Here is a 25725-nt window from a genome sequence, read left to right as displayed (position 1 = left end):
ACATGGAATATCAGGGAGCCCCCATCAAAGGCAACATATTTCTGTCCTGCTCAAAACAGACGCATTACAGCCGTGAAGTAATCCTGTCACAACACGCCTTGCTGCATGTCTTTGATGGGGAGCTTCGGGTACACAATGGCACTGCAGAAAAAGTCTATCATAGCGGGGATACCGTACTCATTCCCCGCAATTACCTCTGCCGGCTTAGCAAGTACCCTGTGAATGAAAAGCCTTTCAAATCTATCTCCATTCTATTTCCCGAAGAGCAAATAAGAAAACATTTTGAACCGAATACAGGAAAGAAACATAGCGGTCACCTCACCATCGCGCCGCATCCATTGTTAGAAAGCCTGTTCAGTTCTCTGCTGCCTTATTTTGACATGCATGAGGAGTTACCGGCGGATCTCGCAGCAATTAAGATAGACGAAACAATGACGATTCTGAAAAAAGTATATCAGCCAACGAGTGAAGTGCTGGCCACTTTTGATGAACCAGGAAAGATTGATCTGGGGGAATATATGGAGCAGCATTATATGTATAATCTACCCCTGGAAAAATTCGGGTATCTCACAGGCAGAAGCCTGACTACTTTTAAGAAAGATTTTAAACACATTTATCAGACGACTCCCGGGAAATGGCTGACGCAAAAGAGATTGGCGCTGGCACATTACCAGATTTTTGTTCAAAAGAAGAAGGTGACGGATGTATATCTGGATGCGGGGTTTGAGAACCTGTCGCATTTCTCTTTTGCTTTTAAAAAGCAATATGGGTATAGTCCTACGAATAATAAATAGTGCAAAAAGGCGCTCTTACCTTCGGTAAGAGCGCCTTTTTGCTGACCTTATCTCGTCACCACCACACTACCACTCTGCTCCACATGCTTCCCTTCCGATGTCACCGCGCTAATCATATACACATACGCACCCAGGGGTGCCTCCTGCCCTTTTTGCAATCCACTCCAGCCCTCACTGATGTCATGCGTTTCAAACACTAACTGCCCCAACCTGTTAAACACCCTCATCATAAACGCCACCGGTATGTCCGATGTCTTCACCCTAAACACATCATTCAATCCATCCCCGTTCGGTGAAAATGCCGTAGGCAAAATATAATAGATCTTACAATCCGCACTCAATCCCAGGTACACCTCCGCAGTACCCACACAACCACCTGCATCCGTACCCTTCACTGTATAACTGATATCTCCCCTGAATGTCGCCGTTACATGATTCCCCTTCTCCGATGATAAATACGTAGCCGGACTCCACTCATACGTCTCTGCTCCCGTGGCTCTCAATGTCACCGTATCATTAATACAATAACTTCCCATGGCCGGAGTTACCGAAACCTCCGGTGCCAATCCTACTGTCACCACTTTCTCTACCTTCGATTCACAAGCCCCGTCATAAATTGTCAATTTCACCGTATAATCCCCCGGATCTCTCCACATCACCTCATAAGGCCCCGGATCATTCCCCGTTACATCAATCGCATTATAGAAGTTCCAGGTATAAATTGCTGTAGCTGATCCATCAGGTATCAGGGTAACCTTCATCGGCGTACCCGCACAACCTCCACTGGTTGTAAAATCTGCCTGCGGGCTCTTCACCACCGTCACCGTCATGGGTGCCCTCGCACTCTCACAACCATCCGTCTGACTCACATAATAGGTGGTCGTTCCCGTTACCAGCGTAGACGGTACTGGTGCTGTAGCTGAACCCGTACCACCAGTTGCCGATGTATACCACAACAATGAAGTACCTGTTGCCTCCAATGCCTCAGCTGTCGCATACTGGCATAGCGTCAATGGCGCTACCACCGGTGAGGCCGCGGTATTGATTGTCACAGTCAATGCTGCACGATCGCTCTCACAACCCGTATTCTGCGTTACATAATAAGTCGTGGATCCCGTGCTCAATGTAACAGGGATCGGCGCATTGGCGGTACCCGTACCACCTGCCGCAGATGTATACCACTGCAACGAAGTACCCGTAGCTGTCAAAGGCGGTACGACTTCATTCAAGCAATAATCTATATCTGCAACTACCGGTGCTGCCGGCTGTGCATTTACTGTTACGGTCAGGGTTGCACGCTCACTCTCACATCCTCCTGCATCCTGCTGTGTCACGTAATAAACGGTGGCACCCGTAGCTGAAGTCTGGGGCACCGGCGCTGTAGCAGTACCTGTACCGCCTGTAGCCGTTGTATACCAAAGTAGATTTGTGCCTGAGGCGGAGAGCATACCCACTGCCGCATGCTGGCAATAAGTCAGATCATGGGTAACAGGAGGTGTCGCCTGGCTGCCTATAGTCACGGTCAGGGCTGCACGTTCACTCTCACATCCCGTATTCTGTGTTACATAGTAAGTAGTTGAACCGTTCACCGCCGTAGATGGCGTAGGGGCTGTAGCAGTACCAATTCCACCAGTTGCTGATGTATACCACATCAGGTTGGTACCAGTCGCTGTCAGTGCTGCTGGCGTGGCACCCTCACAATACCTCACATCCGAAACTACCGGCAACGGTGGGTTATTCGTCACCGTTACCTTTATAGGTGTACGCGCACTTTCACAGCTTCCTGTTTCAGTTTGTGTCACATAGTAATAAGTTGTACCATTCACACTTGTATTGGGTGTAGGTGCAATAGTACTGCCACTACCACCTGATGCATATAAATACCAGGTCAGGTTCACTCCTGTAGCCGTCAACGGTGTTGCTGTGGCACCTATACAATACACTACATCTGATACTATGGGTGCTGCAGATCCGGGACTTACCGTCACCTGCAGAGGCGAACGGGCACTCTCACATGCTCCGGCCACCGTTTGTGTCACATAGTAATAAGTAGTCCCTGTAGAAGTGGTAAGCGGTGTAGGTGCTGTTGCAGATCCTGTGCCGCCGCTTGAAGCCGTATACCAAAGCAGGTTATCGCCCGTAGCTACCAGTGGCGTTGCAGTTGTATTCTGACAAAAGGATTGTATCGCCACCGTTGGCGCTGCTGATATCGTCTTTGTAGATTCATAAATTCCCATATCCACCGTCTTCACCACGCGTGGATTACCATCATAATCTGTTGTACTGCTCCCTACTGCAGGAAGGATGGTTGCATCAATCACAGGAGAACAGGCTGCTACATGAAAATCATAATTAGGTCCATCTACAAATTGCGGATCACTATTAATATTCGAAGCAGGTAAATTCGCATCATCCACATAAATATCGCTGTCATGCCAGGTGATATTTGCATCACTAAAGTTGGATGCTGCATACTTCGCGCCAGGTCTCCAGATGATTGCGAATTCTATATACGGGCTACCTGTTGCGCCATTCGTAAGCGCATTATATGCCAGGTCTTCCCCATTATCCCAGAACACCACGTTATCCATCCATGGTCTGTGTTGGGTAGTTGTTCCATCCAGGATATTTGCAATCACTGAACCATGCCCGGAACTTGCCTTATTGCCAATGAAAATGCTATTGTCCGTATAATCATTCCCCCAGCATGCACCCTGGTAGGAAACTGCAATACCACCACCCGCTGTATGGGCCGTGTTGCCGATAAAAATACATTTAGACACCTTGCTTGCCAGGTATGGTTGGGTAGTACCTGAAGCGACTCCCAGGATTCCCAGTCCCGCACCATAGATCGCATAGTTGTTTGTAAACGTACAATTCACCACCGTCGCTGCCACTGTTGGTGCTGCCGCATCCGCATACAGGCACATACCGGCACCGGTATTAAACTGGTTTGCCGTCAGCGCAGGAAAGCCATCATCTGCCTGCCCGTCCCTGATCGTCACACCGTCTACCGTTGCGTTGATGATCCGAACCACGTTGTATGAATTATCGCTTGCTATCCCGGCAGTCCCGATATCCCCACTCAGGATCGTCACATTGGTTTTCCAGTTTCGCTGCGAAAGCAGTACTTCTGTTCCATTGAATCCTCCATAAATCACCTGGGATGGTTTGGGTGCAAATGCAATCGTTCTGTCGCCCGTAGTAGTCGGCAGGTAGGTACCCTGCGCTACCCAGAATGTATCTGCCTGATTTCCCGCAGCTAATGCGGTGGCCAGGTCATTGTACGCCGTCGCCCAGCTACTCCCGGTACCAGGTATAGGATTGTTTACGTTGACGTAAATACGGTTGAAAGCATAAGCGGCTTGCACAGGAAACAATGCAATGATCAGCCATAGGCATAGGCTCGTTGGTTTAGACATTAGCTATCTGATTAAGATTCAGGGTTGTAGTGTTGCTCCTAAATGTTGGCGGCCCCCTCCGGACAAAAGTAAAATAATATTTAGATTAAATTACATTTAATATGTATTGACGGTGTATCAATTTGAATTTAATGCAACCGGCTATAAGCCCTTTCCGGGTTCATGTAAGCAAAGGTGACTGTTGAAAGAAAAATGGAATCAGGCGGATATTAAGAGCGGCAAAAATGAAGTATGAACGAGGTTTTATCAAAAAATGCTTTTGATAAAACCTCGTTTTTGTTTTTAATAAATTGCAGGCAGGATGTAATGCTCCATCATCTTATCCACCTGTCCGTGTGCATAAGGCATATTATACGCTGTAGCCGTGATTACAATGACCAGGTCTTTGAAGATAAAGATCTTATTGCCTCCATTGCCGGAGCAATAGTAAGTTTCATACTGACCATATTTTTTATTCCAGAATAAGTAGCCATAATATTCATCTTTTCTGCCAGTGATAGGTAGTTGATGCGAAAGACTTTTCTCCACCCATTTTGCCGGGATAATCTTTTTATTCGCGTAGCACAATCCAAACTTCGCAAAATCAAGACTCTTCAGGCGGATACCGCCGGCGGTATTGGGTGCATGCTGTGGTGTATACTGCCATTGATAATTGGTAATGTGCAGCGGCGCAAAGAGATTTTTATCTGCATATTTCTCCAATCCTCCGGGTATGATTTTGTCGAGTGTACTACCCAAAAGCATGACACCTGCGGTGAAGTAATGCCATTGGCCATGGTACTTGTTTGTATCTACAGGTAGGTTCAGGGTGAAATCCACCCAGTTATCAGTGGGGTACATGTTCTCTTCATTACCTGGTGAGTGTTCATCATTGTCATCACCATCAAAGGGTGCGCTCATGGTAAGGAGTTGTTTTAAAGTAATAGCGGCTTTCTCCTGAGGCAGATGATAAAACTCTCCCAGGCTTTGATTTTCTGATTTCAGGTATCCGTCACGAATAGCTAAACCTGTCAATGCCGCGGCGAATGTTTTGCCTACAGACCGTACATCGTGCAGGCTATCCCGGCCGCTGTTGTCAAAATATTCTTCGAACAGGATCTTGTTATTTTTGATAGCGACTACGCTGGTGATGTGCCGGAATACGCCCGCTTCGATCTCTCCTTTTAATTGCATGATCCTGGTGGTATCGAAATACTCGTGTGAGACAGGCAGGTCTTTGTAAGGCAATACTTTTGCCAATGGCAATGGGGTAGCGGAGCCAGTACGCTTTACATTTAAATGAAACTGCCCTTCGGCAATGATCTCCCCTATGTTCAAATCAGGTGCTTTTACATAAGGGCGCAATTCGATTTTTAAAGTATGTGGTCCTTCAGTGAGTGCACTGTCTCCCCCATTTTTCATAAAACGATACCAGGCAAACTGGCTCCAGTAAGCTCCTTCATGATTGTAATCGATGAGTGGCTTAGACCAGCTTTGCTCATTGGGGTCAGGGTATCCCGGCCATAATTCGGTATGATAAATCAGGTGATTGTCTATGTAAAAAGAGAACTGGTAGTTACCCTTTTTTTCGAGCGAATCCTGGTTAGGGGCGAGTTGTTTTAAATAATCAATCAGGGGCTGTTGGAGTGAGACAGTGATTGATAAATTTGATTTATTCGTGAAAATGGAATCGCCTTTGAAGGTAATAGACTGGGCATAGGTCTGACCAGTTATTAATAACATAATAATGAGCACATGTCTTTTCATACTCAAATTTATAGGGTGGGAATTTTTAAAAATAGAATCCTGTTAACATTTTGCGATAAGCCAGCGGGGTCATTTTCTGCACTTGTTTAAACTGACGGATGAAATGGCTTTGGTCGGAAAATCCGCAGCTGGCAGCAATAGCCGACAAGGTCTGGTTTTTATCGCCCAGGAGGCTCAGGGCTTTTTGCAGTTTCAGTTGCCGCTGGTAGTCACTAAGGCGGGCATTGAAGTATAAAGGGAATGTTCTTGATAAATGTACGGGGTGTACTGAAACGGCAGTAGCCAGTTCTTTTAAGGTGTAGAGATGGCTTTCTTTATCATCGTGTAGTAACTCATTTAATTTCCGCGCCCATGGCGGGAGCTGTTCGTCTTTTACGGTTTCATGATTGAATAATTCTATCAACAGGGTGTCAATAGCTGCCTTGCAATCCTGCACCTTGCTCTCTTTGAAGATCCGGTACATCTGGAGTTTCAGGCGGGGATCTTTGAGTCGTACGCTGCCTTCAATCAGGTTGTGTGGCAGGTCGTATTGTGCAAACCAGGCCGGATTGATTTCAATGTGAAAACCGCGGGTAAAACCGGGAGGTTTGATATTGTAATGGGCATCCTGCCAGTGGTGAAAAAGCAGGTCTCCTGCCCCACAGTGATAGACTTCTTTCTTATTGCCTTCTATAACCCGTCCCTGTAGAATGAAGGTGAAATACGCATTTTCATGGTAATGCCAGTCTACTTCCGGCAGGGTATATTCCGTGTCGGTGAGGGTAAGGCCATTTTGCTGGAAACAATGATTGGTCTGGCCATAAAATTGTCCTGTTTCACGGGCGATCATAGTCATTCTATGTTTTAAGGGGCGAGCATTATTCGCTTTAAAATTAACCCATTTAGGGATTCATTTCACTTAATCAAAATTACCTCCGATGAACAGGTAGTAAGCACGAAGCTATAATAAGATACTATCATTTTATTAGCACCCAAAGGATACCAATTGGTCACTTCATTATCCAATCGATAATGAGATGATAATTTAGTGATATTATCTTGTCTAATTGGTAATCTTATCGCTCAGAAGCTGTATATTAGATAGAAGATTTTTTAACCCCTAAATGATTGTATATGGCCATTGTAGAAGGCAATATGTTACTTCAGTTCGTGAACGGCACCATCGGTGACCAGGTCACAATCTACGAGCGGAACGGCCGGATTATCATGGCCCAAAAACGCGGTCCCTCAAAGAAACCTCCTACTCAGAAACAACTGGAAGTGAGATATAAAATGACCGTGGCGAGTGCCTATGCAAAGGTGATGCTACTGGATCCTGAGCTCAAAGCTTACTACCAGTCTAAGGCCGGCCCGGGCCAGAATGCCTATAACATGGCGGTGAAGGATGCTTTTCATTTGCCTGAAATTCAGAATCTTACATTGGAAGACAGCACAGTGACCGTGAGTACAAAAAATGAGTTCAGGGTCGCAGAGGTAAAAGTGTACGTATATGACAAGGAAGGGAAGATAGTGGAAAGTGGCAAGGCGATACCGGCGAGAAATGGGGTAGATTGGGAGTATAAGGTGGGTCATCTTCCCAAAAAAGGGAAGATCAAAGCTGTTGTAGAAGACTTGCCGGGGAATACGAGGGAGCGGCAGATACTGTTGGAGTAAGCTGGCAGGGAAATGACTGGCAGTAAAGTTAGAGTAACCTGCAGGTACTGATTTAAAGTCTCTCTATTTCTGATAAGTATGTGCAACAATTCCTCCGGGAAACGCCTTTGCTTCTACTAACTTCAGGTCTGTCTCTGCTGTGACACCATTGAAGATAGGGAATCCTGTGCCCAGCAGTAGCGGATGAATGGCCAAATGGTATTCATCTACCAACCCGGCAGCAATGAGGTTCCGCATAAATCCGGCCCCACCAATCGCTGTAATCGGCTTTCCCGGTTGTGATTTAAGTTTCATAATTTCTTCCACAAGATCGCCATCGCAAACCTGTGCCTGTGTCCAGGAGTTTTCTATGCCTGCAGATACATTCCGGGGATCAAATCCCTTTTGTGTAAATACTGCCTTAGGTATTTCATTCATCGGTGCTGCAAAAGGACCGCTTGCTTCCGGCCAGTAAGCCGCCATCATCTCAAATGATTTTCTACCCATGATAATCAAACCGGCCTCCCAGCTTTTTTCAACAGCCCAGGCCCTGGAAGTCTCATCTGAAGATTTGAAGATCCAGTTGGATGCACCATTAAGGTCGCATACGAAACCGTCCAGTGAGACGGACATTTTCATCATTAACTTGCGCATAACGAATAGTTTGTTAAACAAATGTAGGGCAGTGTTTTTGATGATATGGAGGGGTAAAACGACAATATGAAGGGTGATTGCGACTTAAAGGCAATGCCTGCTATATTTCGGTCCATCCGACTAAAGATGCTACTTATTCTATGCAATCTTTGCGTTAAATAAGTCCCATAATCACTGCACTCCAAAATATTCAACGCATTATCAGGTAGGTAAACACAAAAAGGCCGGGGAATAAATCCCCGGCCCTTCACCTCGTAAAAATTAAAACCGCGATCAATTCCAGCCGCCTCCCAATGCCTGGTAAATATTCACCACTGCATTCATCTGCTGCTTCTTAGTTTCGATCAGCTCAAACTTTGACTCCAGTGCATCACGCTGGGTCATTAATACCTCTAAATATTCCGCTCTGGATGACTTAAACAGGTCATTAGAAATATCTATACTCTGCGTCAGCGCATCCACTTCTTTTGATTTCAACTCATAACTCTTCTCCAGGTTGCCAATTTTCGACAACTGGTTAGTCACCTCCCTATAAGCATTCAACACCGTCTTCTGGTAGTTGTACACCGCCTGGATCTGCTTGGCACTAGCCGTCAGGTAAGTAGCCTTGATCGCATTCCTGTTCACCAGCGGTGCCACCAGGTCACCAGCCAGGGAATACATCAGCGAAGCCGGCGTAGAGAACAGGTAAGTAGGACTATACGCCTCATATCCTATCCAACCGGAAAGTCCCAGTGAAGGATAGAACCTCGCCTTTGCCACCTTGATATCCAGTCTTGCTGCAGCCAGCTCCAACTCCGCCTGCCTGATATCAGGACGGTTAGACAAAAGGTCTGCCGGTATCCCTGCATGCACCATGGCCGGTACCTGCTCATTAAAGCCCTGTGTATTTCTCGCAATTGGCTGTGGATAACGACCTAACAAAAAGTTGATCTTATTCTCCGTCTCCGTAATCTGCTGCCTGATATCATACTGCAAACTCTGCGTATTCAACACCTCTGCCTCAAATTTACGTACGGCCAGCTCCGTTGTCTTCGCCGCCTCTTTCTGCAATTTCACTATCTCCAGTGCATCCGTCTGAATCTTGATATTCTGCTGCACAATTTCCAGCTGGTTATCCAGCGCCAGCAACTCATAATAAGAATTCGCAATCTCAGCTATCAGGTTTGTCACCACGAAGTTTTTACCCTCTACACTTGCCAGGTAGCGTACTACCGCCGCCTTCTTCTGGTTGTGCAACTTGTGCCAGATATCCACTTCCCAGTTAGCATACAATCCCAGTAATAAATTAGGCACCGGATCCGGCATGGAATGCCCTTCACGGATCTCCGTATGCTCTTCCATCGCACCGATGTTGGTATACTTACCTACCTTATCCACATCCGCACCTACTTTCACTCCTACTGATGGCAGATACTCCCCTTTCGCAGCACGCACCTCATTATTGGCAATCTCAATCTCCTGCAGGGTGATGTTCAGCTCCTGGTTGTTCTGCAATGCCGTATCGATCAATGCCGCCAGGTAAGGATCTGTGAAATACTCCTTCCACTTCACCCTGGCAGTGTTCGTAGAATCCTGCGCGTTGCTGAAATTCGCAGGAAGGTTTTTGTTTTCCTGTTTGTCAACTATAGCCGGGATTTTACACGCTGAATACGTCAGCGAGAGACAGGCGATCCCTAAGCAATGGTATATCTTTCTCTTAAACATTGTGGTCAAATTCTTCAGTTAATGGATTCTCTTCTTCATTCTTCAACAGCTTCCGTTTCTCTGCAATCTTGCCGAAGATGAGGTACAGCCCTGGTACTACGATTACACCGAATACAGTACCAAACAACATACCGCCGGCAGCCGCCGTACCAATCGTACGGTTACCGATCGCACCCGGACCAGTAGCATACACCAGCGGAATCAGACCTGCAATGAATGCAAAGGAGGTCATGAGGATCGGGCGGAAACGCGTTCTTGCACCTTCGATCGCTGCATTAAATACCGTATCCCCCGCACGATGCCGCTGCACCGCAAACTCCACGATCAGTACCGCGTTCTTACCTAACAGACCAATCAACATCACCAGACCTACCTGTGCATAGATATTGTTTTCCAGGCCCATTAATTTCACTAACAGGAAGGAACCAAATACACCCGCAGGCAGTGACAGGATCACCGCAAATGGCAGCATGAAACTTTCATACTGCGCAGCCAGTACCATGTATACGAAGATCAGACAGATGAGGAAGATATAGATCGCTTCATTACCACGGCCTACCTCATCCTTCGTCATACCACCCCAGTCAATACCATAGCCTCTCGGCAATGTCTCTGCCGCTACTTCCTGGATAGCTTTGATCGCGTCTCCACTACTGTAACCCGGTGCCGGTGCACCCTTGATGGCAGATGATGTAAACATATTATAGCGGGTGATCTCATTCAGTCCATAGAATTTGTCCATCTTCATGAATGCAGACATCGGTACCATTTCATCTTTATCATTCTTCACATACAGTTTCAGGATATCCTCAGGCAATGCCCTGTACTGCGGTGCTGCCTGCACCATCACTTTATACAAACGACCGTAACGGATAAAACTGGTTTCGTAGTTACTACCAACCAATGTTGATATGGTGGTCATGGCATTCTCGATCGTCACCCCTTTCTGTTGCGCCACATCGTTGTCAATCTTCAGCATGTACTGTGGATAAGATGCGCTATAGAATGAGAAGATAGATGTCAGTTCCTTACGCTTCTGCAATGCATCTACGAAGTCCTTGTTCACCTTTTCAAACTTCTTATAGTCGGCAGTACCGGTCTTATCGAGCAGGCGTAAATCGAGACCGCCGGCAGCACCATAACCAGGTACGGCTGGTGGCTGGAAGAACTCGATCGTAGCACCCGGAATATCTTTGGCTTTTTCTTCCAGTTCACGGATGATCTCTTCTGCTGATTGCTTACGTTCGGACCAGTCCTTCAGGTTGATCAGGCAGGTACCTGCGTTGGAACCGGTTCCTTCCGTCAGGATCTCATAACCGGCGAGTGCAGATACGGAACTGATACCATCGATTTTCTCCGCGATCTTCTGTAAGCGTTCTGCAATTTCGTTGGTTCTTTCCAGTGATGAACCTGGAGGAGCCTGGATGATACCGTAGATCATACCCTGGTCTTCTGCAGGGATAAAACCGGATTGCAGGGTGGTACTGATCCCCCAGGTGAGCAGACAGAAGCCTATCAGCATACCCCAGGTCACGGTACGTACATTTACGATCTTCCTCAGTAAACCGGTATAACGGCCGGTGAGTCTTTCGAAGCTCCTGTTGAAGGCATCGAGACCTTTGGTCATCAGGTTTTTCTTCTTCGGCTGGCCATGATTGTTCTTCAGGATCATGGCACACAATGCCGGTGTCAGTGTCAATGCCACCACACCGGAGATCACGATAGATACCGCCATGGTGATCGCGAACTGCCTGTAGAACACACCCACAGGACCTGTCATGAATGCCACCGGCACGAATACGGCCACCATCAGGAAGGTGATCGCGATAACCGCACCCGCAATCTCATGCACCACTTTCTTGGTAGCCATGTATGGTGAAAGATGTTCTTCTTCCATCTTGGCATGCACGGCCTCCATTACCACAATCGCGTTGTCCACCACGATACCGATAGCCAGTACCAGTGCGAAGAGCGTGATCATGTTCATGGTCAGGCCAAATATACCCATGAAAATGAAGGTACCTATCAGCGATACAGGTACAGCCAGTGTAGGGATCAACGTAGAGCGCCAGTCGCCGAGGAAGACGAATACTACGATACCTACCAGCACAAACGCTTCTACCAGCGTGTGGATTACCTTTTCGATAGAGGCATCGAGGAATTTGGATACGTCATAACTGATGGCATAATCCATTCCCGGAGGGAAGGTGGTTTTCTTCAGCTCCTGCAGTTTCTCTTTCACCTCTTCGATCACCTTGCTCGCGTTACTACCATACAGCTGTTTTACCACGATCGCGGCAGAAGGTCTGCCATTCAGGTTGGAATAGATATCGTAGAACAAGCTACCGAATTCAATATCAGCCACATCTTTCAGACGTAGTAATTCACCATTCGGATTGGCACGCAGGATGATATTTTCATACTCTTCTTTGGTACTGAAACGCCCGGAGTATTTCATTACATACTCAAATGCCTGGGATCTCTTACCGGAGCTTTCACCGGTTTTACCAGGAGAAGCTTCGAGGGACTGGTTGCCCAATGCTTCCATGACTTCCTGGGAGGAGATCTTATACGCCAGCATACGGTCAGGCTTCAGCCAGATACGCATGGAGTACTCACGGGTACCAAGTATACGTGCACTACCTACACCCTGCAAACGGGTGAGCTCGGGCATGATATTGATATCGGCAAAGTTGTACAGGAACCTTTCATCCGTTTTCGGATCTTTTGAATAGAGGTTCAGGTACATCAACATCGCAGGCTGCTCGAGGGAGGTGAGCAGACCTTCACGGATCACCAGTGGCGGGAGCTTATTCAGCACCTTGGCTATACGGTTCTGTACGTTCAGGGATGCCGTGTTTGGATCGGTACCCAGGTCAAAGATAATCTGGATGTTTGCCTCACCGGTGTTGGTAGCATCAGAAGTCATGTACTTCATGCCGGGTACACCGTTGATCGCTCTTTCCAGCGGGATGATTACAGTTTTTACCAACAGCTCACCATTCGCACCCGGGTACTCTGCGGAAACCTTTACGGTCACGGGCGAGATGGCAGGGAACTGCGTGATGGGGAGCTGGGTGATACCCAATATTCCTAAAAAGACAATTAGGACGGATATGATAATTGAAAGGACGGGCCTTTTAAGAATATTACTGAACATTTAAATACTTTTTGGATACTTAGACTATTCAGCCTTCAGTCTCAGATGCGAGATTACTTTAGCTGGTTCCTCAAACTCGTAGGTGATCTTGTCATTGTCTCTCACCTTCTGCACGCCTTCGAGCAGTATTTTGTCAGTATCGGAAAGTCCGTCTCCTACTACAAACAGGTCAGGCATTTCTGCTGCTACAGTGATCTCTGTTGATTTCACCCTGCTATCTTTGTCTACGATAAATACATAGTGCTTATCCTGGATTTCGAAGGTTGCTTTCTGCGGAATCACAATGGCATTTTTCAGCGGTACGACCATCTGCACTTTACCGGTTTCACCGTGCCTGAGCAGGCCTTCAGGATTAGGGAAAGTAGCACGGAAAGCGATGTTCCCGGTTTCGTTGTTAAACTCACTTTCGATCGTTTCCACGTTGCCGGTATGTTTGAACACTTCGCTGTTAGCCATGAGCAGGTTTACAGGCATCTTACCTTTTTTCTCTTTCACCCCTTCTTCATAGTTCAGGTATTCAGGTTCAGATACGTTGAAGTATACGTACATCTGGCGGTTGTCAGAAAGGCTGGTGAGCAGTTCACCTTCGTCCACCAGGCTACCCAGTTTCAGTGGCAGGCGGTCGATGATACCATCAAAAGGAGCTTTGATGTCGGTAAATGCCAGGTGTACTTTGGCCAGGGACAGTTCGGCTTTAGCTTTAGCCAGGTTGGCCTGTGCCATTGCCAGTTCATTTTTTGATACGACGTTTTTGTCGGCGAGGGACTTGGTGTTCTGCAGTTCGATCTCTGCTGCCTGGGCTTCCGCCTGGGCTTTTTCGAGTTCTGCTTCATACACTTTAGGCATAATCTTGAACAGGAGCTGGCCTTCTTTTACAAACTGGCCTTCATCTACATAGATGTTTTGCAGGTAGCCTTTCTCCTGCGCCCTGAGTTCGATGTTACGGAAAGAACGTATCTGGGATACATATTCTTTGGTAACAGAGGTGTCCATTTTAACAGGAGTGGTAACGAGGTATTTGGTTTCCCCTTCCTTTTCTTCCTCTTTCTTTGATGATTTACAGCTTGCAAAACACAACAGTGCAAACAAGCCCACGACGAGCATTGAACTTCTCTTCATAATAAGGATGCGATTCTATTTTTTTAAGTGGTGTGCGAATGACAATAAACCTCCGTATCCTGTGGACGTGGAAGTTCTAAGCAATAAAAAAACACTGGTTGGAAAAATATATCAGATACGTAGTACACCGTGCCTTATATAAAGACACTGGGCAGTACTGTTGGCAGGATATGAATTGGAAAGAAAATACGGGTGGTGGTAATCGGGAGCGGGTGGGGAAAAAACAGTGGTAAAGTTATTACCGATGGTGAGATGCTTTTTAAAACCTGACATCTCATCGGTATCATCCTCATTATCAGTCTCAGTGAATCTTAAATTTAAGCGCTCGAAACTCCGTGGATGATTGCGGATGTTCAATACACCGTCCTCCTGTTCAATAAGCATAAGCATCCTGCTGGCCGACGTCGAGACATGGTCCCGTGGCGTGGTGGCCTTCAGGTGACTATACCCGGTGAGTATCAGGATACAGAGTGAAAGAAATATCCTTATTAGCTTCTTCATCCGGGGCGCAAAATAGATAAGTTATATTATACATACAAAGCTGGCTGTGATGAGCGGCAAGCAGTAAATGCAGGTTTACACGGGGGAATACAGTACCGTAGGTGCTTACACGGTGATTATTAAAAAGTCCTTAAAAGATTTTAAATAAGGCCAGAATTTAATACTTTATAAAAATCTGGACTGGTTATCAACGGTTTTTTTCCGGATAGCGTAAACATAATTCCCAAATGTTAAAATGCCTTAACTGATAAGTTTCCACCTTTGCGGCGCAAACTTATACAGCGATGAGATCCATTCTATTACTAATTTCGACGTTCTTATTATTATGTACCGGCATTTTATCGGCCAACGACCTGGATGGAAACGGCACCATTAAAGGAAAAATTACCACAACTGACGGCAGGCCAGCCGGCCTGGTGACGGTAGTGCTAAAAGGCACTAAGCGTTCTACTGTGACTGAAGATGACGGTACTTTCATAATAAATCATGTTAAACCGGGTAATTACACCTTACAGGTGAGACTGGTAGGTTATGGTACGAAAGAGGAGACTGTTACAGTTATTGAAAATAGTACCGCCCAGGTCAATCTGACCCTGGAAGTTTCCGACACCCAGCTGCAGGAGGTAGAAATTGCTACCGGTCGTGCGAAATTTGGTAAAAAGGAATCTGATCAGATAGCACGTTTGCCTATCAAAAACCTGGAAAATCCACAGGTCTATAGCTCCATCTCCAAAGATCTGCTGAAAGAGCAGGTAGTCACCAACTTCGACGATGCGTTGAAGAACACCCCGGGCCTGACCAAATTATGGTCATCTACCGGCCGCCCGAACGATGGCGCAGGTTACTTCTCTATCAGGGGTTTCTCCATACAGCCGACTATGATCAATGGTGTACCGGGCCTGACCAATGGTGGTATTGATCCTGCCAATGTAGAAAGAATTGAGGTGATCAAAGGCCCCAGCGGTACTTTGTTTGGCAGCAGCTATATTTCATTTGGCGGTCTGTTGAACATTGTGACCAAGCGTCCTTACGATCATTTTGGTGGCGAGGTAGCTTATACAATCGGTGGTTATGGCCTGAGCCGTTTTACTGCTGATGTAAATGCGCCGCTGAATGATGATAAATCTGCGATCCTGCGTGTGAATGCAGCTTACCATACAGAAGGTAGTTTCCAGGATGCGGGTTTCAAAAAATCTTTCTTCGTTGCCCCCAGCCTGGCATTCAAAGCGAATGAGCGCCTGTCATTCCTGATCAATGCAGAGATTTATAACAGTGAAGCCACCAATACCATGATGCTGTTCCTGAACCGTAGCCGTAAGCTGAAAGCGAATACACCGGAAGAACTGCATATGGACTTCAATAAATCCTATACTTCCAATGACCTGACTTATAAGAACCCTACCGTAAATTTCTATGGTCAGGCAAATTATAAGCTCTCTAATAACTGGACTTCACAAACGAACCTGTCAAGAAGTTCCCGTAAGAGCGATGGTTATTATTCTTACGTAATGTTCCTGGACCAGGGAGTGGTAGCACCAAGTGATTCACTGGCCAGCCGTTTCGCATATCTCCAGAACTCAACTACAGTTACTACCGATATCCAGCAGAACTTCATTGGCGATTTCAGGATCGCTGGTATGCGTAACCGCGTAGTATTCGGTCTGGACTTCAACGACCAGAGTACGACTAACAATAACAGTGCATCTCCCAGGTTCGATATCGTGGATGTCACCAATCCTAAAGATGCCAGCTATGGCACCCTGAGCAGGGCAAGTGTAGATGCGAAACTGGCCGGAACAACCGGTAGCAAGAACGGTAATAGTGCACAGGTATACAGTGCTTATGTGTCTGATGTGTTCAACATTACAGATGCCTTGCTGGTAATGGCGAGTGTACGTGTAGACCGTTTTGAAAGCAAAGGTAGCACTAACTACCTAACGGGTGTGACTAGTGGTAAATATGGCCAGACAGGAGTATCTCCTAAATTTGGTGTTGTGTACCAGGTAGTGAAAGACCAGGTAAGTGTGTTTGCTAACTATATGAATGGTTTCAAAAACGTAGCCCCGGTTAATAACTATAGTCTGCCAGGTTATCCTGATGTGCTGAAACCACAACAGGCCAATCAGTGGGAAGGTGGTGTGAAAATGGATGTGCTGGATCACAAGCTGGGCTTTACAGCGAGCTACTATGATATTTCTGTTACTAACAACTCTGTTCAGCAGACGGTGACTGTAGGTGATACTTCTTATAACGTGACTGTACAGAATGGTACGCAGGTGAGTAAGGGTGTGGAGCTGGAACTGGCAGCGAATCCATTGCCAGGATTGAATATCATTGCGGGTTATAGCTATAATGACAGCAAACTGACGAAGTCTTATTATTACCAGGAAGGTTTAAGGCCGGTATCTGCGGGTCCTAATACACTGGTGAACCTGTGGGCAAGTTATACATTTGTACAGGGAGATCTGAAAGGCCTGGGTGCTGGTTTTGGTGGTAACTATGCAAGTGATAATGTTATTACGAATGATACAAGGACCGGTAGGTTTACTTTGCCTTCTTATGTGATTATGAATGCGACCCTGTTTTATAATGCACCTAAGTATCGCCTGGCATTGAAGCTGGATAACCTGGCTAACAAGGAGTACTTCTCAGGATGGACGACTGTAGAAAAGCAGATGCCAAGAAGATTGGCAGCTAGTTTTGCGTATAAGTTTTAAGTGTTTAGATAAGATCGAAAAGGAAAGGCTGCCTGCTCAGGCAGTCTTTTTTTTGTTTTACCCCGGTGCGGATCAGGTACTTTCTACTAAATACGCAATCAGGAAGATACTCGCTATCATTAATGTGATGACCAGTACATATAAAAAAACAGGTGAATGCTGGTAACTGTTATTGTTGATTTGTTGCGTTGTTCTTTTATACCGCACCAATGATAATAATAAACTCAATGCCCCTGTGATGACCATCAAAATCCCGATAGGCGCAGAATACCCATATTGATGTACTGTATTAGGTTTGCCCAGCGCCAAACTGATCTGTTTCACAAACAGCGAGAACTTTACAACTACAAATCCAAAGGCCATGATGCCGATACCGGTTCTTACCCAGGCAAGGAGGGTTCGTTCATTAGCAAGATGATCACTGGTATTACCTTTTCTCAGTTCATTATTCATGCTGTATTTTTTTAGGCTGCCGCATCATCTTCCTGGTCAGCAGTACCGCTAAAATATAACAATCCGCGACTAACAGATATACGATTATAGCCATCGACTTGTGCTGCAGCAACCATTCATGATGGGTGAAATAAATAATAAAGTTCAGCAATAATAGGACCACAATGATATGAGTGCCCTGCAGCAGCATCCTGTTCTCTTTGAATAGTGATTGCAATAAGCACCAGGCTCCATAATTTAAGACTCCTCCTATAGGCAGGTAGAGGAGATTGAAACGAAGCACCGCTGTAAATACATCGGATTTATATCCTTCTATTGCGGTAACGAGTACCATAGATTCGAGGAATAGAATAAGCTGGTATGCAAAGACCAGGGAGAGGTTTTTATTCATGTAATATTTGTAGCAAAAAATGTGCTGGTTAGCGGGTTAATAAGAAATGTAGTGCAAATGGATATAGAGCGCAATGGATTAGTTAGTGGCCTATGAGCTAAAATCAAGATAAGAAGCAATGTAGTGCAAAGGAGTACGAAGTGCGATATCAGCATGGGTTTGAAAAAACTGCTGGTAGCGTTCTTTGGTATGCAGTCCTTTCAATTGATTTTTCTCTGCGATCTTTTTGGCCAGTGAGACCTGCATAATCTTATTGAAGATATTCATCCAGGAAGGCAATTCCTTCGCCAGCGTCTTTTCATTTTCCAAGGACAACAGCAGCAATTCACAATCCGTGATCGCCTGTATACTGACCGGAGAAGGTTTGCCATAAAGATAGCTTTCCAGGGGAACGAGGAATTGGGATTCATGAAAGAAGTGGTTGGTAATGTCGTTACCTGCGTCATCGTACCAGTGTGTGCGGAGCACGCCGGAAGAGACGAAAAGGATCGAATTGACCTGATCACCGGAATGCAGGAAGTGGTGAGTTTTGTGGAGTGAAAAGGGGCTGAAGAAAGAAGAAATTTTGTCAAGGTCTCCCTGAGAGAGACTAAAGTTGGACCTTAGGAAATAACTTAGCATTCTCAATTAGTATATTATGAGTTGCGGACGCAACGCATCCGCAACTCATATGGTGATTACAAAAATCTACTAAAGAACTCATAGGTCCTCAACATCTGGTCTATCCGCTGCCTGTTATCCCCACTCCTCACCAGTTCATGACTTGCACCCGGATGCCTTACATACTCCACCGGCTTACCCAGGGTATTCAGGCTTTTAAACAGCATCTCACTTTGTGATACCCCGGTCCTCAAATCACTTTCTCCATGGAAGATCAACAGGGGTGTAGTTATATCTTTTACATAGTTAATCGGTGATTGCTCTTCCAGCACTCCCTTCACACTATCCACATAAGGGAAGCCGCCGAAATAATTCTCCAGCATCTTGCCCGCATTGCCTTCTCCAAAAAACGTCTTGAAATCATATACCCCACGCTGACAGCTGGCCGCCCTGAACCGATGATCATGCCCTACTATCCATGCTGTCAGATAACCTGCATAGGATCCACCACTCAAAAACCGCTTTGTCGTATCTATCCATCCCTGTGCCTCTGCCTTTGTAAGAGCAGTCAATACATCGCTGGATGGCCCTACACCCCAGTCACGATAATTGGCCCGCAGGAACTGGTTGCCATATCCACCGGAGCCCCTGGGATTACAATATACTACGCCAAAGCCTTTTCCACAGAAGAACTGGAACTCATGCCACATGCTGGGCTCTCCTGGTCCCCACATGGCAGAAGGGCCACCATGCATGTCCAGTAATACAGGGTATTTTTTTGCAGGATCAAAGTTTACAGGTTTCATCACCCAGTACTCCACGGTCAAACCCAGGTTGTTCGTGAATGTGAACTTCTGCGGGATAGACAATTCCCGTTCGCTCAGCCATCCAGTATTAAGCTGGGTGATCATCTTAGGCGCTTTCACATTCAGGTCTGACACGAAAATCTCCGATGGATTCTGAATCCAGGTCTTTGGGAAGATCAGCTGGTTGCCGCTGATATCAAATTCACTGATTCCTTCATCTTCAGACGTTAGTTTTTCCGCCTTCCCTGTTTTCACATCGGCCTTGTATAAACTGGTACCCCCGTTATTCACGGCAGTAAAATAGATCGTCTTTTCATCGGCGGAGAATTTGGTCTTCCCCTTGATCCGGTCTACGGGCACCCGAACCGGCGATGCCAGGGTTGCCAGGGGACAAATGAGCATCTCCCCTACATCAATCTGCTTTTCACTGGCACGCTGGAAGACCAGCCATTTTCCGGAGGGGGAAACTGCTTCCAGGAAGTAGGAGGAATCTTTTGCATACATTAACCGGGTCAGGTTATTACCATCGGTACCCACAGCGTAGATCTCCGCTTCCTTTGTATCGTCCGGGTGCTGGCGTGGGTTCATATAGAGTGAAACGAGGATCTTGTCATTGCCGGCGAAGGCGGGATTGTGGTAGGAAAAGAAGCCATGCGTCAATTCCCTTGGAGTAGATCCCACAGCTGTATCTGTGATAAAGATGTGAGAGAGGTTCACCTCAGGATTGACATAGGTCTCTGCCTGGAATTTGGAATGGGTAATGACCTTGGCCTTTTTATCCTTTGCATTATCATACAGGTAAGCCCTGATGGCCCTCAGATCGCCATCGGGGTCAGGATTGGTTGTATCTGTCAGCAGGTCCTGGTTATGGGTAAAACCGGGTGCACCATCATTCCAGGAAGGCACCATCCTGCCGGGGTTCAGTACCTTGTCATTGACCAGTTCCTGCAGGGTAATGTCGGTGGTGAATACCAGTTGCTTTCCATCCGGACTCCAAACCGGCTCGCTACAGCCATAGGAAAAGTCTGTCAGCTGGCGGACCTTGCCGTTGGCGGTGTAATACAGGAAGATCTGGGGTTTACCTTTGACGGGCCTGATAAAAGCGATGCTGTTGCCTGATGGATTATATGCAGGTGAAGAGGTAGCACCTGTGTCGAGTAACTGAGCCTTGCCTGACAGGTCTGTGATGTAGAGCTGGCGGAGGTAGGTGTAGTCCTTTTTCTTTGCAGTATCGGGGATGATGCTGGTCACGGAGTAGACAGCGTGTTTCCCGTCGGGGCTGAACTTCACATCGGATGCTCTTTTTATTTTGAGCATGTCGGTGACGGCGATGGGTTTCTTTTGGCCATAACTGACATGCATGGCAGTCAAACAAAGGAGTGCCTGTAGGGCTGATTTAATGTTCATAAGAGATTTAGGTTGAGTGTTGTGCTTATTGAAAAATAGGAAATAAATGGAAGAAAAAAAAGAGGGGGGACGGGGTGGGTGAAATTTTACGCATATCTTTATTTACTCAACAGCATATTGCATTGTTATGGCGGGGCCAGATAGATAAATAAAATGAATAAGATTTAACGATGGAAAATTTAATCCCCTTACCAATTGGAGACTTATCCGGCAAAAAGTTCTTTATTCCACACTACCAGAGAGGCTATCGATGGACGAAATTACAGGTTCAACAATTACTGGAAGATATTGACAGTTTCAGGCCTGAAGGGCAAAACAGGAAAACATTTTATTGTCTTCAGCCGGTGGTCATAAAACTACTGGATGCTGACACCAAAGGCAGGTATGAACTAGATGGAGACTGGTACGAGGTAGTCGACGGACAACAAAGACTCACGACTATTTATTTAATCCTTCGATATATAAAGGAACGTTGGTCCAAAGAAGATAGCAATGTATCTTTTGAACTCTTTTATGAGACGAGAACCCAATGTGTGAATTTCCTGCATAACATCAGAGTGAATACGAATAATGATGTGGATATTGACAAGGGCAATATTGACTTCTATTATATCAGTAGTGCCTACCAGGCCATCAGGAGCTGGGAGGCTGATAAGACCAACCTTGACAGAGATAGCTTTGAATCGAAATTCCTCCGTCAGTCTAAAGTAATCTGGTACCACGTAGCTTCGCATGTAAACAGCCAGGAATTATTTGAGCGATTGAACCTGGGAAAAATTCCGCTGACGAATGCAGAACTGACGAAAGCACTCTTTTTATCATCTGAAAGTTTTAAGGGAACAGCAAGGGAAGAAGCTAAGATAAAGCAGATAGAGATTGCGATTCTCTGGGATGAGATTGAACATAGGCTGAATGAACCCGACAATAAATTCTGGTCTTTTATTACGAATAAGAACAGGGCAGCGTATGAGACGAAGATAGAGCTGATCCTTGATTTGATTTCAGAAAAAAAGGATGATGAAAAAGACCCTTTGTTTACTTTCTTATTCCTTATAAAAAAACAGCAGGCGACCGGTACTTTAGCACTCTGGAAAAAGATTGAAGATTTCTACTATACTGTTTCCGAATGGTACCTGGACAAAGACTATTATCATAAAATAGGTTATCTGGTAGCTGCAAGAAAAATACCTGGTTACAGTGGGATACAACTGAATCATTTGGTAATGGCCGCTATGGAAACACCTAAAAATGCATTCCATGAGAAAATCAACGCCTATATAAGCGCATCTGTGAAGGTAGATTTACTGGAGCTAAGGTATGAAACTCATTATAACGAGATTTTCAATATCCTCTTACTCTTTAATGTTGAGACCAACAGAAAGACTGATGCAGAATTCTATCCTTTCAAATGGCATAAAGATAACTCCTGGAGTATAGAACATATACATGCACGAAACTCAGAGAACTTTGACAGGAATAAAAAAGATCCATGGATGAAATGGCTGGACCTGCATCAACAATTACTGAAAGAAAAATTCCAGGACAAGATGGACAAAGATGTGCAGGAATTGCTGGACCAGATTAGCAAATGGAACCATACTGATGATTTGACATGGGTGAGATTCGATGACTTATTTAAGCGCGTCAATGACCTGCTTACCCTGGACCCGGAAAGCATGGATAAGGGCTGCGAAGGCATTGGAAATCTAGCCCTGTTATGCCAGGAAGACAATGCAAGCCTTAGCAACGGGGTATTTGAAATAAAGAGAAGAGCGATCATTGAGTTAGATAAGGATGGTTCCTTCATACCGGTTTGTACCAGGAGAGTATTTATGAAATACTATAATGACAAAGGTATCAATACTGACTATTTCTATTGGTCTGAATTGGACAGAACTGCGTACATCGACGCTCTGACTGGCATGCTTAAAGATTATTTACCCAAGACCCACATGAAGGAAAATGCAAACTAACAGCCTCCTGCAATTATTAAAGGAATATAAAATAGTCATTCCCCCTATACAAAGAGATTATGCACAGGGAAGAAATACAGGTAAAATTCCACAGATAAGAGGACGATTTTTAGACGCGATTGTACAGGTACTCACTGATGCTTCCTTACGCCCACTGGAGCTCGACTTTATTTATGGTTATACAGGGCAGGATCAGGATCAGCTCTTTTTTTATCCGCTGGATGGGCAGCAGCGACTCACTACTTTATTCCTCATTCATTGGTATGTGGCACAAAAAGAGAAGATAAGTGAACAGCTATTGGAAAAGTTCTCTTATGCCACCAGGAAAAGTTCCAGGGAATTCTGTCAGAGACTTGTTTCATTTAAAGCGAAAGGAGGTTTTGATTCTATAGATGAAGAAATCATGAACCAGTCCTGGTTCTTTGCTTCATGGCAAAACGATCCTACCATCAATGCGATGTTAGTTATGCTAAAGGAGATCGAAAAAAGCTTTCAAACACTCCCAAATAGGGTCTGGGAGCAACTGGCGGGTGATCATCCCAGGCTGATCTTCCATATATTACCTATGGATGACCTGGGTTTGCCTGATGACTTGTATATTAAAATGAATGCAAGAGGAAAAGAGCTGACCGATTTTGAGCATTTTAAGTCTAAGTTTTCAGAAATACTGGATAGTAAAAATGCGGGGGTATTCAATATCGCTGTGGATAAAGAATGGTCTGATCTATTCTGGAATATTTTTAAGAATAATGAAAAGATAACTGATCTTGCGAAAGATGTGGATAATGGATTTTTGAATTTCTTCTGGTACCTAACGCATATCTTAACGACACAACAGGAAATTCAGCTGGATGTAAAGGAAGACTGGATTACAACAATAAATAAGGTATATAAAGGAAGAGAAGACAATATTCAATTTCTTTTTGCCTGCCTCAATTTATTTGAAGACCTGCAAAGAAAACCAGGGCAGGTATGGACGGACTATTTTTACACAGAAGCTGCCGATTTCCATCCATCAAAAGTGAGGTTATTTTATATCAACGCAAAAATTAACCTGTTTGAGAAATGCGCTGTTAACTATATGACAGATACCTTTGTGCTTAGAGAACAATTAATCCTATATACTTTTATTCATATCCATTTAAACCAGAAAACCGTACCTGCTGAATTCTATAGAACACTTAGGAATCATTTAGAATTTGCATCTGATAGTTTTGTAAAAATCAGTAACCTAAAAGTGCTCTATGCAACCATGGATAAATTGGTGGAGGGCTTGATTGCTGAAGATGATCTTTCTTTTTCCAAAAGACAAATAGAGGAAGAAAAGAAGAAAAAAGAGCTGATAGCAAAGTATCCCGACCTGAAAGAAATAGTCTATCACCTGGAAGATCATACTTTACTGAGAGGAAATATTGGCATCTTTGATTTTGACGCGGAGTTAAAGATTTACGGGGATTTGTTTAACCAGATCTTTATAGAGAAATTTGATTACTTCGGTATTAGTAAGGCGCTATTAACTTTCGGCAATTATACACAGGAATATGGACAATACATGAGAAGGTTTGGCAATACGAGTATTATCGTATGGAGAGAGATCTTCAATGAAAGTGCAAACAGGAAGGGGTTTGAGCATACTAAGAAAATTCTGAAAGCATACCTGGATAAATTCCGGTACAACCCTGCTATTACCAATGAAATTATTCTCCAGGAATACCTGGACCAATTTGTACAGGATGCGGACCGGCCTAAAGACATTTTCTATTACTACTTAAAGCATCCGAATTTCTCAACATGGAATGGCAGTTCAACAGATGGTTATTATTGGTGGCAGGATTTTAAAAATAAACCGTATGAAGCCGTCATGTTATTCAGGACTAATTATATAGGCCGTCACTGGAGTCCATTTCTCTTAGAACTATCATTCAGGAATGAAAACTGTAAGCTGGAAAACTACGATGCACCATTAGTGTTTTCGAATGGCCAGGTGATTTTCGAGATCAGGAATGTGAATAACGGATTCCGTTTTAAAGCGGCAGATGATCTCTCTGCTGCTTATTTACAGGAAATAATCAAAGGGAATGAGCAATTTACTGACGATGGTATTTACAAAATTACTCAGAACGCTGATGGCCTCGACCTGGAAGACCGCATTGAAAAATGCAACACCTTCCTCAACTCCCTAATTCATTAACCGCCTCCGCACCGCGCTGGTAATCTCCTCAGGCAATCTCAAATGGCGGGCAAGGCTCGCCATTGCCTTCTCCTCCCCAGGAGAATACACCCCATTTTTCAAACACTTCTTCAATGCCTTCTCATACCAGATCTTCCCCACCTTTTCATGCAGGCATTGCACAATATCATTTTTCAATCCCAGGCACATCCTGCAGGCGATCGAGATTCGCATCCCCCTCATACCCGATCTGATCTCTCCTTAATATAAAATTCAGATACGCCGCATAAAACTCCTCCATATTCAAGGGAAACATACGATTCACATCCACCTTATACTCCACCCCTATTTTAAGGATCATCGCTCTTCTGAGCTGCGCTATAGGTGTAGTGGCCAATAAATTATTCACTGCTATGACAGCATTCTCCTCCGGTTGCTGCTGAAATACTTTCTGCAAAAAACTCCGCTGTAAC

At 45.2% G+C, this 25725-nt stretch carries 19 protein-coding genes; 5 read left to right on the top strand and 14 right to left on the bottom strand.

Annotation, left to right across the window (positions count from 1 at the left end; all coding sequences use genetic code 11):
* Window positions 1-2 precede the first annotated feature (2 nt).
* Entirely contained in the window at window positions 3-794 is a 792-nt protein-coding gene (locus DXN04_RS03220; protein WP_116851849.1) for a helix-turn-helix domain-containing protein, read from the top strand.
* Between the two features lie 47 nt (window positions 795-841).
* Here DXN04_RS03220 and DXN04_RS03215 read toward each other — a convergent pair whose 3' ends face one another.
* The 3 genes from DXN04_RS03215 to DXN04_RS03205 form a co-directional block, all read right to left on the bottom strand.
* A complete protein-coding gene (locus DXN04_RS03215; protein WP_116851848.1) occupies window positions 842-4216 on the bottom strand; it encodes a gliding motility-associated C-terminal domain-containing protein in 3375 nt (1124 codons plus the stop codon).
* A gap of 282 nt (window positions 4217-4498) precedes the next feature.
* The gene (locus tag DXN04_RS03210; protein ID WP_116851847.1) at window positions 4499-5962 is read right to left on the bottom strand and encodes a serine hydrolase domain-containing protein; all 1464 of its coding nucleotides are present in this window, start codon (window positions 5960-5962) and stop codon (window positions 4499-4501) included.
* Between the two features lie 25 nt (window positions 5963-5987).
* Window positions 5988-6791: a helix-turn-helix domain-containing protein gene (locus DXN04_RS03205; RefSeq protein ID WP_116852417.1), complete on the bottom strand. Its 804-nt coding sequence runs from the start codon at window positions 6789-6791 to the stop codon at window positions 5988-5990.
* Between the two features lie 284 nt (window positions 6792-7075).
* On the opposite strand from DXN04_RS03205, the gene DXN04_RS03200 reads away from it, so the two are divergent.
* Window positions 7076-7615 carry a hypothetical protein gene (locus DXN04_RS03200; protein ID WP_116851846.1) on the top strand — a complete coding sequence of 180 codons (540 nt, stop codon included), beginning with the start codon at window positions 7076-7078 and terminating at the stop codon, window positions 7613-7615.
* 63 nt (window positions 7616-7678) lie between these two features.
* Here DXN04_RS03200 and DXN04_RS03195 read toward each other — a convergent pair whose 3' ends face one another.
* From DXN04_RS03195 to DXN04_RS03175, 5 genes are all read right to left on the bottom strand, one after another.
* Window positions 7679-8248, bottom strand: coding sequence for a dihydrofolate reductase family protein (locus DXN04_RS03195; protein WP_116851845.1), 570 nt, complete (start codon window positions 8246-8248; stop codon window positions 7679-7681).
* A gap of 273 nt (window positions 8249-8521) precedes the next feature.
* On the bottom strand, window positions 8522-9955 hold the full coding sequence (locus tag DXN04_RS03190; protein ID WP_116851844.1) for a TolC family protein: 1434 nt from the start codon (window positions 9953-9955) through the stop codon (window positions 8522-8524).
* Window positions 9948-13115 carry an efflux RND transporter permease subunit gene (locus DXN04_RS03185; RefSeq protein WP_116851843.1) on the bottom strand — a complete coding sequence of 1056 codons (3168 nt, stop codon included), beginning with the start codon at window positions 13113-13115 and terminating at the stop codon, window positions 9948-9950. Before DXN04_RS03185 ends, DXN04_RS03190 begins: the two co-directional genes overlap by 8 nt.
* A gap of 24 nt (window positions 13116-13139) precedes the next feature.
* Window positions 13140-14234 carry an efflux RND transporter periplasmic adaptor subunit gene (locus DXN04_RS03180; protein WP_116851842.1) on the bottom strand — a complete coding sequence of 365 codons (1095 nt, stop codon included), beginning with the start codon at window positions 14232-14234 and terminating at the stop codon, window positions 13140-13142.
* Window positions 14235-14345: 111 nt separating this feature from the next.
* Window positions 14346-14735, bottom strand: coding sequence for a hypothetical protein (locus DXN04_RS03175; protein WP_116851841.1), 390 nt, complete (start codon window positions 14733-14735; stop codon window positions 14346-14348).
* Between the two features lie 284 nt (window positions 14736-15019).
* On the opposite strand from DXN04_RS03175, the gene DXN04_RS03170 reads away from it, so the two are divergent.
* Window positions 15020-17452, top strand: a complete 2433-nt coding sequence (locus DXN04_RS03170; protein ID WP_116851840.1) for a TonB-dependent receptor — start codon at window positions 15020-15022, stop codon at window positions 17450-17452.
* 72 nt (window positions 17453-17524) lie between these two features.
* Here DXN04_RS03170 and DXN04_RS03165 read toward each other — a convergent pair whose 3' ends face one another.
* The 4 genes from DXN04_RS03165 to DXN04_RS03150 form a co-directional block, all read right to left on the bottom strand.
* A complete protein-coding gene (locus tag DXN04_RS03165) occupies window positions 17525-17905 on the bottom strand; it encodes a YidH family protein (protein ID WP_116851839.1) in 381 nt (126 codons plus the stop codon).
* Entirely contained in the window at window positions 17898-18296 is a 399-nt protein-coding gene (locus DXN04_RS03160; protein WP_116851838.1) for a hypothetical protein, read from the bottom strand. The genes DXN04_RS03165 and DXN04_RS03160 overlap by 8 nt, the downstream gene beginning before the upstream one ends.
* Before the next feature lie 90 nt (window positions 18297-18386).
* Entirely contained in the window at window positions 18387-18917 is a 531-nt protein-coding gene (locus tag DXN04_RS03155; RefSeq protein WP_116851837.1) for a Crp/Fnr family transcriptional regulator, read from the bottom strand.
* A 56-nt stretch (window positions 18918-18973) separates the two neighbouring features.
* Window positions 18974-21109, bottom strand: a complete 2136-nt coding sequence (locus DXN04_RS03150) for a S9 family peptidase (RefSeq protein ID WP_233525509.1) — start codon at window positions 21107-21109, stop codon at window positions 18974-18976.
* A gap of 170 nt (window positions 21110-21279) precedes the next feature.
* Between DXN04_RS03150 and DXN04_RS03145 the strand changes: the two genes are divergently transcribed.
* Window positions 21280-23082 (top strand): DUF262 domain-containing protein, encoded by a 1803-nt coding sequence (locus DXN04_RS03145; RefSeq protein ID WP_116851835.1) that lies wholly within the window; start codon window positions 21280-21282, stop codon window positions 23080-23082.
* Entirely contained in the window at window positions 23072-25273 is a 2202-nt protein-coding gene (locus tag DXN04_RS03140) for a DUF262 domain-containing protein (protein WP_116851834.1), read from the top strand. Before DXN04_RS03145 ends, DXN04_RS03140 begins: the two co-directional genes overlap by 11 nt.
* On the opposite strand, the gene DXN04_RS34710 is transcribed toward DXN04_RS03140, so the two are convergent.
* Complete coding sequence (locus DXN04_RS34710) at window positions 25262-25435, bottom strand: hypothetical protein (RefSeq protein WP_158568826.1); 174 nt, start codon at window positions 25433-25435, stop codon at window positions 25262-25264. The two genes, DXN04_RS03140 and DXN04_RS34710, sit on opposite strands and share 12 nt — an antisense overlap.
* Window positions 25436-25439: 4 nt before the next feature.
* On the bottom strand, window positions 25440-25709 hold the full coding sequence (locus tag DXN04_RS03135; protein ID WP_147319823.1) for a hypothetical protein: 270 nt from the start codon (window positions 25707-25709) through the stop codon (window positions 25440-25442).
* Between the last annotated feature and the right edge of the window lie 16 nt (window positions 25710-25725).

Source organism: Chitinophaga silvisoli (genome assembly GCF_003412465.1).
GTDB classification, from domain to species: domain Bacteria; phylum Bacteroidota; class Bacteroidia; order Chitinophagales; family Chitinophagaceae; genus Chitinophaga; species Chitinophaga silvisoli.
The sequence above is the reverse complement of the archived record's forward strand: the minus strand, read 5'-3'. Positions and strand labels throughout refer to the sequence as shown.